At 65.7% G+C, this 15,359-nt stretch carries 12 protein-coding genes; 10 read left to right on the top strand and 2 right to left on the bottom strand.

Annotated elements, in window-relative coordinates; genetic code table 11:
- Positions 1-67 precede the first annotated feature (67 nt).
- From ACLP4W_RS11955 to ACLP4W_RS11935, 5 genes are read left to right on the top strand one after another with little or no spacing between them, the layout of a single operon-like run.
- Entirely contained in the window at positions 68-943 is an 876-nt protein-coding gene (locus ACLP4W_RS11955) for an SDR family NAD(P)-dependent oxidoreductase (RefSeq protein ID WP_442386374.1), read from the top strand.
- Positions 944-972: 29 nt separating this feature from the next.
- Positions 973-2,100: a sulfotransferase family protein gene (locus ACLP4W_RS11950; RefSeq protein WP_442386333.1), complete on the top strand. Its 1,128-nt coding sequence runs from the start codon at positions 973-975 to the stop codon at positions 2,098-2,100.
- Between the two features lie 35 nt (positions 2,101-2,135).
- Positions 2,136-3,200 (top strand): hypothetical protein, encoded by a 1,065-nt coding sequence (locus tag ACLP4W_RS11945; RefSeq protein ID WP_442386332.1) that lies wholly within the window; start codon positions 2,136-2,138, stop codon positions 3,198-3,200.
- A gap of 30 nt (positions 3,201-3,230) precedes the next feature.
- The gene (locus tag ACLP4W_RS11940; protein WP_442386331.1) at positions 3,231-4,052 is read left to right on the top strand and encodes a mycofactocin-coupled SDR family oxidoreductase; all 822 of its coding nucleotides are present in this window, start codon (positions 3,231-3,233) and stop codon (positions 4,050-4,052) included.
- Positions 4,052-4,822, top strand: coding sequence for an SDR family NAD(P)-dependent oxidoreductase (locus ACLP4W_RS11935; protein ID WP_442386330.1), 771 nt, complete (start codon positions 4,052-4,054; stop codon positions 4,820-4,822). The genes ACLP4W_RS11940 and ACLP4W_RS11935 overlap by 1 nt, the downstream gene beginning before the upstream one ends.
- A 39-nt stretch (positions 4,823-4,861) precedes the next feature.
- Here ACLP4W_RS11935 and ACLP4W_RS11930 read toward each other — a convergent pair whose 3' ends face one another.
- A complete protein-coding gene (locus tag ACLP4W_RS11930) occupies positions 4,862-8,044 on the bottom strand; it encodes an ATP-binding protein (RefSeq protein WP_442386329.1) in 3,183 nt (1,060 codons plus the stop codon).
- 190 nt (positions 8,045-8,234) lie between these two features.
- Between ACLP4W_RS11930 and ACLP4W_RS11925 the strand changes: the two genes are divergently transcribed.
- From ACLP4W_RS11925 to ACLP4W_RS11905, 5 genes are all read left to right on the top strand, one after another.
- Entirely contained in the window at positions 8,235-8,447 is a 213-nt protein-coding gene (locus ACLP4W_RS11925; protein ID WP_442386328.1) for a heavy-metal-associated domain-containing protein, read from the top strand.
- Positions 8,444-10,696 carry a heavy metal translocating P-type ATPase gene (locus tag ACLP4W_RS11920; RefSeq protein ID WP_442386327.1) on the top strand — a complete coding sequence of 751 codons (2,253 nt, stop codon included), beginning with the start codon at positions 8,444-8,446 and terminating at the stop codon, positions 10,694-10,696. Before ACLP4W_RS11925 ends, ACLP4W_RS11920 begins: the two co-directional genes overlap by 4 nt.
- A 138-nt stretch (positions 10,697-10,834) precedes the next feature.
- A complete protein-coding gene (locus ACLP4W_RS11915) occupies positions 10,835-12,226 on the top strand; it encodes an alpha/beta hydrolase (protein WP_442386326.1) in 1,392 nt (463 codons plus the stop codon).
- Positions 12,227-12,531: 305 nt separating this feature from the next.
- Positions 12,532-13,341, top strand: coding sequence for a polysaccharide deacetylase family protein (locus ACLP4W_RS11910; protein WP_442386373.1), 810 nt, complete (start codon positions 12,532-12,534; stop codon positions 13,339-13,341).
- A 58-nt stretch (positions 13,342-13,399) separates the two neighbouring features.
- Entirely contained in the window at positions 13,400-14,167 is a 768-nt protein-coding gene (locus ACLP4W_RS11905; protein ID WP_442386325.1) for an HD domain-containing protein, read from the top strand.
- 1 nt (position 14,168) lies between these two features.
- On the opposite strand, the gene ACLP4W_RS11900 is transcribed toward ACLP4W_RS11905, so the two are convergent.
- Entirely contained in the window at positions 14,169-15,353 is a 1,185-nt protein-coding gene (locus ACLP4W_RS11900) for an aromatic ring-hydroxylating oxygenase subunit alpha (RefSeq protein ID WP_442386324.1), read from the bottom strand.
- Positions 15,354-15,359 lie beyond the last annotated feature (6 nt).

Raw genomic sequence — 15,359 nt, 5'->3', positions numbered from 1 at the left:
GCGATGCCGTCCCGGTCTGGCTGGCGACTCGTGCGGTGACGTCTCGGGACGCGAGGGAGGTTTGACGATGACGGTTCAAGACGAGCAGGACTGGGTGCAATTGCTGGGTTTGGACCGGTTGCCGGAGCACATCGTCGGCAAGCGGGTGACCGAACTGATGGACCTGTCGGGAAAGAAGGCCTTTGTCACCGGCGCCGGCGGCGACGGGCTGGGTCAGGCGATCGCGAACCGTCTGGCCGGCTGCGGTGCCGATGTGGCGCTGATCGGGCGCACCTTCGACAAGGTGCAGCGGCGCGCCACCGAAGTCGAGGAGCGATGGGGTGTGCGGGCCATCCCCGTCAAAGCCGACATGTCCGATTGGGACCAGGTGCACGACGCGGTACAGCAGGCGTACGGCGAGCTGGGTGGGCTCGACATCATGGTGAACAACCCGGTGATGGTGGCGGCCGGGCCCTTCGAGATGCAGACCAAAGAGGAAATCGACTACACGGTGCTCGGCAGCCTCACCATGATGATGTACGGCGCGCACGCCGCACTGCAGCACATGCTTCCGCAGGGATCGGGAAAGATCATCAACATCGGGTCGGTCGGTGGCCGCATTCAGCAGCGCGGCCTGGTGGTGTACAACGCGTGCAAGGCCGGGGTGATCGGGTTTACCCGGAACCTCGCACACGAGGTCGCACTGCGCGGCGTCAACGTCTTGGGGGTGGCACCGGGCATCATGATCAAACCGGAGATGCGGCAGTACCTGCTTGATCCCCAGGACGACAAACAGCGTGCCGGCCGTGCCGCCATCCGGGAGGCGATCACTCAGCAAGTCCAGCTAGGGCGCGCCTCGTTGCCCGAGGAAGCCGCCAACATGGTTGCCTTCCTGGCTTCCGAGGCGGCCGACTACATGTGCGGGCAGACCATCGACGTCGCCGGCGGCCAGTGGATGGGCTGATGCCACAGAGACTTTCAGAGGAGCCTGCCATGCCGTCCAGCAACGACCTAATGGGCGAGGCGAGCGAACAGACCGGACTGACCGACTTCGGCCAGGACTCGTTCCGAGAGGGCTTGGAGATCCTGTTGTCCTCGCTGCGGGACGAGGCGCGTCTGTCCGACCGCGGCCAAGCGTTCCTGCACAACCGCATCGTGGGCTATCTGTCGCAGCGCCTGCAGGTCGAGGACTGGTATCGCCGGCACCCGGAAATCGATGACGTGCCGATCCGTGCGCCGCTGATCGGATTGGGTTTACCCCGAACAGGATCCACCGCTCTGTCGATGCTGCTGGCTCAAGACCCCGATGTCCGTTATCTGCGGCGCTGGGAGTCGTCTCAACCCTGTCCGCCGCCCTCGACTGTGCAGGGCGTGGACCCCCGCATCCCCCCGGACAAGGGTGAGATGCTCGGCACCCGCTACCACGTCCCCGGCGACACTCACGGTCCGATGGAGTGCCATGAGCTGATGGCGCTGGATTTCAAGTCGCACATATTTCAGTCATTCGCTGAAATACCCTCGTACTCAACGTGGTTAGTGCACAAAGCGGATCTCATTCCAACGTTGCGTTATCAGCGCAAGGTGATGAAACTGCTGCAATGGGGTGAGCCGCAGCGGCCGTGGCGATTGAAATGCCCGTCCCACGTGCTGTGGCTCGACGCCCTGGACAAGGTGTTCCCGGACGCGCGGTTCGTGATGACGCACCGCGATCCGACGGATGTCATCTTGTCGGTGGCCGACCTATATGCCGACATCATCGGGTCGTTCAGCACCGAGATCGACCGCCGCTACATTGGTCGGCTCAACGTCGAACATTGGTCGTTGGGTATGGAGCAGGCACTGCAATTCCGCGCTGACGGTGCCGATGATCGGTTCTACGACATCGATTTTCGTGCCATGCAGGCCGATCCGATCGGGGAGGTGACCGGTTTGTATGCGTGGCTGGGAGCGCCGGTCGGTAAAGAGTTCGAAGCCCGGATGCAGAATTGGTGGACGCAAGCCGCCGCCGAGCGCGAGCCGAGCTCACATGCCGATCCGGTTGAGTTCGGCATCGAATTCGAGGAAGTCCGTCCCCGGTTTGCCCGCTACGTGGACAGCGCATCCCGCTGGACCGCCCACTGAAGTTACTAAGGGAGCAACGAAAATTGGAGCCACCGATGGCTGTTGACCTGACCGGCGGTATCGACCCGTCCCGCGAATACGTGTTGGCCGAGCCTCCCACGAACCCGGAGATGCGTGACTCCGTGAGCTTCTGGGTGGTCGACGACCGCGGTGAGATCGGCCTGCCGCGCATCGGAATCGAGGCGGTCGGCGCCAACTGGGGTGCCCACGACATCCAAGTCAACGCCGCCTTCCCCGACGGGCGCGTGTACCGCCTGCGGACCAACGGTCCCTCGCTGCCGGCCAAGGGGGCTGACGGGCGTGCGACGGTGTTGGGTGCCGGCGGCCTGGTGTTTCGCTGCGTCGAACCATTCGCCACCTGGACGATGTCGTACGATGGGCCCGCTGCGCAGACCTCGTCGGCCGACTTGGCCGAAGGAAAAAAAGACGGTCCGCTGGTCGACATCAGTTTTCACGTCGAGGCGACGATGGCCGTGCCGCCGTGGGTGCAGGGAGCGCTGCAATCCGACGCTGCCGCACGGCTGAAGACGTCCGTCGAGGGCGATCTGATGGGTGGCCCACGCTATGAGCAATTGTTCACCGCTACCGGCGGTTTCGAGGTTGCCGGCGAGCGGCGCAGTTTCACCGGCAGCGGTTTGCGGATCCGCCGCACCGGGGTGCGCAAGCTCGCCGGATTTTGGGGCCACTGTTGGCAGTCAGCCGTATTCCCCAGCGGCCTGGCGTTCGGCTACATCGCCTACCCGCCTCGCCCCGACGGACAGCCCACCTTCAACGAGGGTTACATCTTCACCGGGGACGGCGGTCTCATCGCGGCCCGGGCGGCCCGGGCCCCATGGCTCACCAGGCTTCAACCCGTGGGCGAGGACGTGTCGCTCGTGCTTGAAACCGGCGACGGCGTTGTCGAGATCGGCGGCGAGACCGTGTTTTCCACCCACGACATTCATCACGACGACGACATGTTTTCGATGCACGCCCTCAAACAGGAGATGCCCAGCTTCCCCGCGCTGCAGCAGGCCGGCGTGCGCTACAAGTGGGATGGCGAGGTGACCTACGGCATGCTCGAGCGCTCGAACCCGCTCGACAGGATCGCCCGCGACTAGCGATCGACAGGAAAGGAACTCAAAGGACAGATGAGCCAGTCAATCTCGGGAAAGGTGGCGCTGGTCACCGGTGCCGCGCGGGGACAGGGCCGAGCGCACTCGGTACGGCTCAGCGCCGAGGGCGCCGACATCATCGCGGTCGATATCGCCGGGCCGTTGCCGACCAGCGTTCCCTACGATTCGCCGACGCCCGACGACCTGGCCGAGACAGCACGGCTGGTAACGGCCAACGGCAGAATGGTGATCACCGCGGCGGTCGACATCCGCAACCTCGAGGCGCTCAAAGCGGCCGTCGACGGGGCGGTCGGCGAACTCGGCCGTCTCGACGTGGTCGTCGCCAATGCCGGCATCTGCAGTCCAGCTCCCTGGGATCAGATCACCGCCGAAGCCTTTCGCGACACCATCGACACCAACGTGACCGGCACGTGGAACACCGTGATGGCCACGGCTCATCACATCATCGACGGTGGACGTGGCGGCTCGATCATCCTGATCGGATCCGCCGCCGGCATCAAAATGCAGTCGTTCATGGTGCACTACACGGCGAGCAAACATGCGGTCGTCGGAATGGCGCGTGCATTCGCCGCCGAACTCGGCCGGCACAACATTCGTGTCAACAGCCTGAACCCCGGAGCGGTCGCCACCCCCATGGGCACCGGCCGGATGCGCGAAGCGCTCCAATCGGCCGCCGACACCTACCCACACCTGCGGGGCATGCACAAACCGTTGCTGCCCGAGGGTATCGCGCAACCGGAAGACATCGCCGACGCTGTCGCCTGGCTGGCCTCCGACCAATCCAGATTGGTTACCGCCAGCCAGTTTTCGGTCGATATTGGCGTCGGTTACGTCTGATGCGCGGCCTGATAGACAAGACGTTCCTGATCGCCGGTGGCGCCACGGGAATCGGCGCCGCCACCGCCAAACGCCTTGCCGCTGAGGGTGCTTGCGTAGCGATCGGAGACATCAACATCGCCGGCGCCGCCGCGACCGCCGAGCGGATCACCGAGTCCGGCGGGCGTGCCATCGCCGTCGAATTCGATCTCGCCGATACGCAGTCCGCGCAGAATTTCGTCGACCGCACCATCGAAGAGTTCGGCGGTATCCACGGCCTGCACAACGTCGGTGCCGATCTTTCCGATCACAACCTGGGGCGTGACACCACAATTCTGGATACCGACATGGATGTCTGGCTGCGCACCCTCGATGTCAACCTGCTCGGCTACGTCCGCACGATCCGTGCGGTTCTCCCCCACCTGCTTGCGGCGGGCGGCGGCAGCATCGTGAACACCTCCTCGGGCGCGGCGCTGGGCAGCGACCCGCAACACGTCGCCTACGGCGCCTCCAAGGCCGCCGTCAACCACCTCACCCGACATGTCGCCGTCAATTGGGGCAAGCACAACATCCGAAGCAACGGCGTGATGCCCGGCCTCGTAATGGGCGAGACCCAGGAACGGCAGAACGACCTGCAACTGCAGCAGGCCTTTCTCATGTTCGGCAAGACCACGCGGCTGGGCAGGCCGGACGACCTCGCGGCGATCACCACCTTCCTGCTCTCCGAGGAGGCCGAGTGGATCACCGGACAGGTCTGGTACATCGGCGGCGGTTCGCACCTGCGGCAGTGATCGCTGGCCAAATCCCAATGGCCACGTCGTGTTCGCGCGTTACTCCGTCGTGTCGACCGCATCGACCAGCGGACCGAACCCGGCCGCCGCCGCCTTGGCGCGATAGCGCTGCATGAACTCGCCGCGGCCCGCGTCGTCGCCGTGCGCTTGCGCTACCAGCGCCCGAAGCCGCAGTAGTGGGAGCTCGTGCAGCACGAAACCCGGGTCGGTCGGTACGGCGGCCAGCCGATCAATGGCCGCTTGCGCCTCGTCCAGATCGCCGCCGGCACCGCGTTCCAGCAACGCCTCGACCAGCACCGTCGTGGCAACGCCCCGCAAGAACATCGCACCCCTGTCGAACATGTCGTCAATGGCAGATCTGGCCAGCTCGATGGCGCCATTGAGATCGCCGTTTCGGGCCTTCTCCCTCGCGATCTCGGGATCGACAACCGCCATCGCATTGACGGTGAACCCCCTTTTCAGGACGGCGTCGCGGGCTTGAGTCAGCAGGTTGAGGCCCTCCTTACGGCGGGGACCACCGTGGTGGACCAACACGAGGCCTCGCGTGAGCTGGGCGAGCGCCATTGTGTAATCGTCGCCGGCTTGCTCGGCGATTCGCAGTGCATCGGCGGTCTCGCGCAGAGCCACCGGATCGGCAAGCAGCGCGCCGACCGGAACGGCGACCACGTACTTGTACAGGATCGCCCCGGCATGGCTCATCGGGGTAAACGAGGCTGCGAGCCGGACAGCCTCGTCGAAATCGGATCTCCATCCCTGGATCCCAAGGCACAGTCTGGTGAGGCCGCGGCTTCTGGTCGCCATGTCCAGTGGTGACCCCATGACCAGTTGGCTCAAGGGGGGATCGCCGTCGGAGAGGTCGATCACCCGTTGCGCCAGGCGCAACGCCTCCTTCACCTCGCCGATCTCGGCCTTCGCATAGATGGCGGCGGAGAGCAGACCGACAATCAAAGCCCGATCGGCTATCTCCTCCACCAGCGCGATCAACTTCGAGGCCTGTTGGGCCGCCTCACGCAGCCGCTGATGCCCCGCGAGCGCCATAACCTGTCCCGCCATGCCGACCGCCAGTGACGCCCGGTCGCCACTGGCCTCGCACAACTCTTTTAGTTGGTCGAAGCCGGTGTCGGCGACGCTGCCGCCGGCCATCCACCCGGTCCCGCATATCAGGGCCCGGGGTGCGATCCGCTGCGCCGTCCGGTCGGTGTCGTCGGCAGGCAGCCTGTCGGCGACCTGACGGGCGCGCTGCCAGCTGATCTGGGCTGCGGCCATGTCGCGGCTGACCAACCATGCTCCGGCGCGCATGTGCCAGCCGAAGGCGGCACGCAGATCCCCGGCGGCGTCGAGGTGTTCGGCGATCAACGCGGCATCCTGGTCAGCCGCGTCGGGGTTGTTCTCCTCAATGGCACCTGCTACCCGGCGATGCAGCTCGGCGCGGCGGGTCCTCAGTTGCGATTCGTAAGCCACGGCGCGGATCAGGGGATGCCGGAACGCGTATTCGCTGCGCGGGGCAACGCCCACCTGGTCGATGAGCTCAACCCGGAGGAGCTCGGCGACAGCGGTCCCGTTCTCACCGGCCCCGGGTAGGACGGCGGTCAGCAGATCGGGGCTGAACCGGGCGCCAATGACGGCGCCGGCGTACAACGCATGCTTGGCAGGCGTGCCGAGGCGGTCGATGCGGGCGGCGATCGTGGCCTGCAGAGTGCTGGGCACGCTGATGTCGGCGCTTGCGTCGCGGCATAAATAGGCGCCGCGATCGCCATTGAGTACGCCGCGTTCTGCCATGTCGCGAACTATCTCGTCGGCGAAGAACGGGTTCCCGGCGGCTCGTTCGGCGACATGAGCCGCCAACCCGGTGACCGACGGGTGCGTGCCCAGCAGCGCAGTCGTCAGCGCCACTGTCTGTGCCACGGTCAACGGTGCCAGTGCGATCGACCGAGCACCCGGTGCCCGCGATAAAGCGCCTTGGTATTCGGGACGATGGGTGATCAGCACCAGCGACCGGGTCAACGGCACCGCGGCGATGAATTCCGCGAGCATGGACTCACTGGCCTCGTCGATCCAGTGCGCATCCTCGATGACGTACAGGGTCGGTGTCTTCCGTGCGAACGCGGCGGCGTTCAACAGGACAGCTAACCGGCGCTGGCGGGCGTCGGGGCTAATGGCGGGCAGGGCCACCCCAGACTCGCCGATACCAAGCAGGTCTTTCAGCAGGAGCAGATCCCCTGGGTCTGCGTCCGGGAGCCGCGCACGCACCCCAGCCCGGGCGGCATCCGGCGCGAGGTCGCCGACAGCGAACACCGCCCGCAGCAGCCGGGCCACCACACGGTAGGGCAACTCGCGCGCATGCGACTCGCAAAATGTGGAGTACACCGCGACACCGCGGGCGGTAGCCAGCTTGGCCGTGTCACCAACCGCCCGGCTTTTGCCGATGCCGGGGGACCCCACCACCGTGGCGACACACCCAACGCCGTTGATTGATTGATCCAGCATCTCGGCGATGGTGTTCATCTCCGCCTCGCGCCCGATCAGCGTCGGCTCCCGCCGGCCGAGCTGGATGTGTTCAGCGCCCACTGCCATCAGGCGACGCGCAAGCACTGCATCGCCGGCGCCCTTGATGTGCACCCGTTCGGACTCTCCCAGCACCGCGGCGTGTTCGATCAGCCGCGCCGTGGACTGGCTGAGCATCACCCCGCCGGCCGGCGCCACCGACTCCATCCGTTGCGCAAGTCCGACCTGCTCTCCGATTGCCGTGTAACCGCCTGGGCCAGAGCTCATTTCACCGGCGATCACCTGACCCGAGTTCAGACCGATCCGCAACCGCAGTTCGACGCCGTCGCGATGATCGACCTCCACGGCCAGGCGCTGAATCTCGTCTTGGATCGCCAATGCGGCCAGGCAGGCACGCAAAGCATGGTCTTCCAGGGCCGCCGGCGCCCCGAACATCGCCATGACTCCATCGCCGGTGAATTTGTCCACGGTGCCCCCGTAGCGTTGCACCACAGCTGTGCAGCGATGCAAGACCTCGCCCATGATCTCGCGCAACCGCTCCGGGCCGAGTGCCGCTGCGATCCGCATCGACCCCACCACGTCAGCGAACATCACTGTCACCTGTTTGTACTCGGCAAAGTCGGAGTCGGCACTTGCCGGCGCACCGCATCCGTCGCAGAATCGGGCGCCTTGCCGCAGACCTAGACCGCAGGCCCGGCACAATCGTCCTGACTCCATCCGACCTCCGCCGCCGCTCGTGGTCCGGATTACTCGATTGACCCACGATAAAGGGCCCCGTGCGCTCGGTACATGCTGCGGAGCCTGGCGTGGCGGTCGGAGGTGGAGGCGATTGACGGGAATACCGGGTGGGGGTATATAGTTGGGAACGTATGCTATACCCCCATTGGGTATAGATAGGAGAGGTACCATGACCACGAGCGAGTATCGGGTGAGCGGGATGAACTGCGGACACTGTGAGGCCGCCGTCCAGGACGAGGTGCGCCAGATCCCGGGTGTGGACAGCGTGGATGTCAGCGCGCAAACGGGCAGGCTCGTCATCACAAGTCATCTGCCGATCGACGCGAACGCGGTGCTGGGCGCGGTCGACGAGGCCGGCTACGAGGCGGTACCGCTGGCATGACGACGGCGGCAGCAAACAACATCGAGCTGGAAATCGACGGGATGACGTGCGCCTCGTGCGCGATGCGCATCGAGAAGAAATTGAACAGGCTCGACGGGGTCAACGCGACCGTCAACTACGCCACCGAAAAGGCCACCGTGACGGTCCCTTCCGGTTACGACCCGCTGGCGCTGATCGCAGAAGTCGAGAAGGCCGGCTGCACAGCGGCGCTGCCGCAACGCCGGGAAGGACCCGCTGCGGAAACAGCGGAGGCAACGGACGACCCCGAGCTGACATCGCTGCGCACCCGCCTGGTTGCCGCGATCGTGCTCGCCACTCCGGTCATCGCCATGGCGATGATTCCGGCCCTGCAGTTCCGCTACTGGCAATGGGCGTCGCTGGCCCTGGCCGCACCGGTCATCGTGTGGGCGGGCCGGCCCTTCCACACCGCCGCGTGGGCGAACCTCAAACACGGCACCGCCACCATGGACACCCTCATCTCGGTCGGAACCCTGTCGGCGTTTTTGTGGTCGCTGTATGCCCTCTTCTTGGGGACGGCCGGGGAACCGGGCATGCGCCACGGCTTCGAGCTGACCGTCACGCGCAGCGACGGCGTGGGCAACATCTACCTCGAAGTCGCTGCTGGTGTCACCCTGTTCGTCCTGGCGGGCCGCTACTTCGAGAAGCGCTCCAAGCGGCGTGCCGGCGCGGCGCTGCGCGCCCTGCTGGAGCTCGGCGCCAAAGACGTCGCGGTGCTGCGCCACGGCACCGAGAGTCGTATCCCCGTCGACCAACTGGTGGTGGGCGACGAGTTCGTGGCGCGCCCCGGAGAAAAGATCGCCACCGACGGGATGGTCGTCTCTGGCTCCTCGGCCGTGGACGCCTCCATGCTCACCGGTGAGTCCGTGCCCGTCGAGGTCGGCGAGGGCGACGCCGTGACCGGTGCCACCGTGAACGCCGGCGGGCGTCTCGTCGTGCGCGCCATCCGGGTCGGCGACGACACCCAGCTGGCACAGATGGCCAACCTCGTCGAAGCGGCCCAGTCGGGCAAGGCCGAGGTACAGCGGCTGGCCGACCGTGTCTCCGGAGTATTCGTTCCGGTCGTCATCGCTATCGCCTTGGCCACCCTCGTGGTGTGGCTCGTTGCCGGGTTCCCCGTCACCTCGGCGCTGACTGCCGCCGTCGCGGTGCTCATCATCGCCTGCCCGTGCGCTCTCGGGCTGGCGACTCCGACCGCGTTGCTGGTCGGCATGGGCCGCGCGGCCCAGCTCGGCGTGCTCATCAAGGGGCCCGAAGTGCTGGAGTCCACCCGTAAGGTCGACACGATCGTGCTCGACAAGACCGGCACCGTCACCACCGGCAAGATGGCCCTCATCGACGTGGTCACCGCACCCGACACCAACCGCGAAACGCTGCTGCGCTACGCCGGAGTCCTGGAGGACGCCTCCGAGCATCCCGTCGCGCGGGCGATCGCCAACGGCGCCAGGGCAGAACTCGGCACCCTGCCCACGGCCAAGGATTTCACCAACGTCGAGGGCAAAGGCGTGCAAGGCATCGTCGACGGCCACGCCGTCGTCGTCGGGCGGGAGGGCCTGCTGGCCGATCGGGCCCAGCACCTCGACGCGGAATTGCGGGAGGCCAAAGCCCGCGCCGAGAGCGAAGGCAAGACCGCCGTCGCCGTCGGCTGGGACGGCCGCGCCCGCGGCATCCTGGTGGTCGCGGACACCGTCAAGCACACCAGCGCAGAGGCGATTCAACAGTTCAAATCCCTGGGATTGACACCGGTGCTGCTGACTGGCGACAACGCGACCGTGGCAAGGCGCATCGCAGACGAGGTCGGCATCGCGCAGGTCATCGCCGAGGTGATGCCCGCCGACAAGGTCGCAGCCGTCAAGCGTTTGCAATCCGAAGGCAAGGTCGTCGCCATGGTCGGCGACGGCATCAACGACGCCGCCGCCCTGGCCACCGCTGATCTGGGGCTGGCCATGGGTACGGGCACAGACGTTGCGATCGAAGCCGCCGACCTCACCCTGATGCGAGGCGACCTTCGCGCCGCAGCGGACGCGATCCGGCTTTCCCGTCGGACCCTGGCCACGATCAAGACGAACCTGTTTTGGGCCTTCGGATACAACATCGCCGCGATCCCGCTGGCCGCGCTCGGGTTGCTCAACCCGATGCTGGCGGGCGCCGCGATGGCGTACTCCAGCGTCTTCATCGTCGGCAACAGCCTGCGGCTACGCTCTTTCGCCAGCGTCATCGAACACGTATGACCCACACCGATCTCATCGGCCACCCGACAAATGGCGGGCTGTTGGTTGGGGATGGTATGGGATAGTTGGTCGGACCATCAACAAGTAAGCCTCAAGTCAGCCTCGCAGAGCGATCGGATTTAGCGAAGGTCACGGCCGTTGCCCAACTTCATCGGACAGCTGTCCCTGCTGCACGGCTGGTTGCCATTGGCGGTGCAGGCGCTCGCACTGATCGTGGTGATCGGCGCGGTCGGATGGCGCAGGCGACGCTGGCGTGGCTGGACACTACCGGTGGCTTTGGTGATCGCGGCAGCGGTGACGGCGCTGTCGCACTGGTACATCGCGTCGATAGGCGTGGCCGGGGATCCGGCGCCCGTGTCGCTGTGGCTGTGGATAGCGATGAGCGGCCTGGCGGTCGCGGCGCTCTTGCTCGGATGGCCGGGAGCCCGCTGGTGGCGACGTGGGCTGGCGGTGCTTTCAGTACCCCTGTGCGTGTTGTGCGCCACCTTGACCGTGAACCGGTGGGTCGGCTACTTCCCCACGGTGATCACCGCATGGAATCAGCTGACATCGCGACCGTTGCCCGATCAAATCGATCGGCTGCGGGTCACCGCGATGCAGCTCGAGGGAACCAAGCCGACCAAGGGCGTCGTGGTGCCCGTGACAACCAGTGCCGACGCGTCGCACTTTGCCCACCGCCAGGAACTGGTCTATCTGCCTCCGGCGTGGTTCGGCAGCAATCCACCGCCCCGGCTGCCGACGGTGATGATGATCAGTTCCGCGTTCAATACTCCTGCCGACTGGCTCCGTGCCGGCGGCGCTTTCGACACCATCGACGACTTCGCGGCCCATCATCACGGCTTCGCCCCTGTGCTGGTGTTCGTCGATCCGACCGGCGCGTTCGACAACGACACCGAGTGCGTCAACGGGAGCCGCGGTAATGCCGCCGATCATCTAACGAAAGATGTCGTGCCGTTCGTCGTCTCGAACTTCGGGGTAAGCGCTGACCGCACGAGCTGGGGCGTCGCGGGGTGGTCGATGGGCGGTACCTGCGCGGTCGACTTGACCGTCATGCATCCGGACATGTTCAGCGCGTTTGTGGACATTGCCGGTGACCGCAGCCCCAATGTCGGGACAAAGGAGCAAACCGTCGCCCGGTTGTTCGGCGGCGACACCGCCGCCTGGGCCGCCTTCGACCCGGCCACCGCCATCGGTCGGCATGGCCACTACACCGGGGTATCGGGTTGGTTCGACGTCCCAGAATCGTCCGGTCCGCGCAACTTCGCCCAGGAAGCCATTCCCACCCTCGGCGCTCCCAGCGCCGACCCCACCGCCAACCCAGAAGGCCAGGACGCCGCGGCCAACTCGCTGTGCGGCGTCGCCGCCGCCAACGGGGTCACTTGCGCGGTGGTTACCCAACCCGGCAAGCATGACTGGCCGTTCGCCGCCCAGGCGTTCGCCGCGTCGCTGCCGTGGCTGGCCGCGACGCTGGGAACCCCGGGTACCGAACCCGTCCAGCTACCACAACCCGGCGGCGGCGCGCCTCATTGATCCGCCTTGAGGGTTATCTCGGCGATGACCGTCGGTGCTTGAGGTCACGGCGCTGGGCGCCGAGGTATGCAGGGCCGTTGCCGTTTCGACGCCGAATTCACAGCTGACCCTCCCGTAACGAAACCGGCATGGTCGCGCCGCCAATGGTACGGTTCGCTGCTGTGGCTGCGGACTTTGGCAACTGGGGCACCCCCGGCGCGGGGTCGCGCGTGCCGACATCGCACCGCAAAAGACCCGCGAGGCATCGCGTGGAATTCGTCGTCCCCTCCTTCACGAGGAGCCTCGGGAGCCGTCCCGCGTCAGAGCTGAACCGGCGACGCTTCCTCGGGGCGCTCGCAGCGGCCACTGTTGTCGGCGTGGGCGCGGCCCGTCTCGTGGTCGACCCGCAACCGCGGACATTCGCCGAGACGACTCCGGCCGACGTGGCGACATCGGGTCCAACCGCGCCGTCGGCCTTGTTACCGCCCCCACCGTTGGGTGCCCGCGTCGCGCTGCCCGGTGGTGGTGCACTGCACAAGATTCCCGGCCAGGGTGATCTGCTTGCGCTTACCGTCGATGACGGCGTCAACAGCGAGGTAGTGCGCGCCTACGCGCAGTTCGCCAAAGACACCGGTGTGCGGCTGACGTTTTTCGTCAACGGAATCTACAACTCGTGGACCGACAACCTGGCGCTGCTTCGGCCGCTGGTCGAATCCGGGCAGATCCAACTGGGCAACCACACCTGGTCACACCCGGATCTGACCACCCTGCCCAAAGACCAAGTCGCCCAACAGATCAAGCGCAACGACGATTTTCTGAAGGAGACCTACGGCATCGGCGCGAAACCGTACTGGCGGCCGCCGTACGCGAAGCATAACGCCACCGTCGACGCCGTGGCCGCCGACCTCGGCTACACCGTGCCAACGTTATGGTCGGGTTCGTTGTCGGATTCCACGCTGATCACCCAGGACTACATCGTGAAGATGGCCGATGAGTACTTCACCCCGCAGTCCATCGTTATCGGGCACCTCAATCACCTGCCCGTCACGCACGTGTATCCGCAACTCGTCGACATCATCCGCGCCCGAAACCTTCGCACCGTCACCCTCAACGACGTCTTCCTCAAAACGCCGTAGCGCTGACTGTGCCTGCCCGATGGGGGCGATGCGATTGCAGTCGATTGGTTGAAATGAAATGAACGCGCCCGATCCCCAGCGGCTTGGTGGCCTTGCGTGGGTCCGTCGCACCGGCGGTCGTCTGTCTCGCGCCGAGCGGCGCCGGCTCCTGGCCGCAATTGCGGTAGGCCAGTGGCAAAACGCGGTGGGACGGACCAAGCTCGTCCTGGGCCGGCTTCCGGCTGCGGCCGCGCAGGTTGACTTGGACACATTCCGCGTACCCGATTCAAAGTTCGCTCGTGAGGCCGAGGAGGCGTGCGCGGAATTGCCGCCGACCCTTGCGGGCCACTCCTACCGCACCTGGTTGTTCGGGCGTGCGCTCGCGGCCGTCGACGGAAACAAGACGGACGACGAGCTGTTCTACTGCGGGGCGCTGCTGCACGACTATGGCATTGCGCGCCCTACGGGCAACCGTGATTTCACTCTCGGCAGCGTCGATCGGATGATTTCCTGCGCTAAGGCCGCCGGACTCGCAGATGACCGTGCGGATCTGCTCGCCGACGGTATCTGCGTTCACACAACACCAGGAGTCAAGGTGGAAGACGACGGCGCCATTGGCTGCTACTTGCAGTGGGGAGCGATGGTCGACGGCGCCGGACTGCGCATCTGGGACATCGCTCCCGGCAATGTCGCAGAGGTGCTGCGGCGTTACCCGAGAGGTGATTTCAAAAGGGAACTCGTTGGCATGATGCGCGCGGAGGCGACGGCGTTGCCGGCCGGACGCTTCGGGCTTCTCGTTCGCTGTGGATTGCCGCTGGCCGTGCGGATGGCTCCGTTCGACTCCTGAGCTAGGCCTTGGTTAATCGAGCGAGACGCTCCTGAAGGGTGGCGTGGAAGTGCCCGATCGCGCTCTCGTGACGTCCGAACTCCACGAACGAGTTTGCACCCGAGTGCAACCCGCGTTGGACACCCGCCGACATCTCGTTATCTTCGACGAGACCCCGCTCAATGAAACTACCCGCGCCCACCAGGTTGTTCGCTGGGTCAAGCGAGGCACGTTCGGCGACGTCCGGCCTGACCATCGAGTAAACACTGACCGTGCTGTGATCGACGTCTACCGGGTCGATCACAACCACCGACACCACGTCCGGGAAAGTCGCCAACATGACGTTGGGGAACAGCTGATACAGGTACGTCACCCTCGCGTCCGTCGACCAAGTGCTCTGCGGGCGATCCCGAAGACGTTCAATATTGCGGTATGGAAATGTGATTCGGCTATTCGGGCCGAACAGCTCGACCACGTTGAGGTCGTCGTACTGCACCGGGAAGAAGGTGTCCCTGTGCGTCGAGCGGATGTGATAGCCCTCCAGAAACTGCTCGACGAGCACCTTCCAGTTGATCGCCCGAAGCGTGGATTCCGCAAAAACGAGCCGCTGCGCGGGAACAAGCTTCTCGCGCCACGGACTCCCGTCGGTCAGCCACGAGATCGCCTCTTCGCCATAGTCTTTCGGCGCTGCGCCTTCGGAGTCGAGTCCGCCTATGACGATGAGCCCGTCCACTTCCTGACTGCCGACCTCGACCAGACCGCGCGTCGACATGTCCAGATCCGGGAAAGCATCGGCATGCGGGACGTGCGAGAGCGAACCATCCAGACGGTAAGTCCAGCCGTGGTAGCGGCACACCAGCGCCTGGGAGCACCCGGCGTCCTGCACGAGGGCGAAGCCGCGATGCCGGCAGGCGTTGCGGAACACACGGGCCCGTTGATCGCGCCCCCGCACGGCGAATAGGGGCACCCCGAAGACGGTTCGTTCGACATGATCACCGGCGTTTGGGATCGTCGCGGAGGGAACGAACACAGTCGGCGTCGTGCGTAGCAGCCGCAGTTCCTGAACGAACCGGGCTGGGTCTAGGTAGTTTTCGACGGGTTCACGCCAAGCCGCACCCTCATCGGTGGTACCGGCGTCGATGTGAGCAAGGATGCGCCTGGCGATCTCCACATCGTCGGCGACCAACGACTTCGTCGGGGAGCTCATGCGTGT

It is taken from the genome of Mycobacterium sp. (assembly GCF_052145595.1).
Taxonomy (GTDB): domain Bacteria; phylum Actinomycetota; class Actinomycetes; order Mycobacteriales; family Mycobacteriaceae; genus Mycobacterium.
This window is presented reverse-complemented; position numbering and strand designations above follow the sequence as displayed.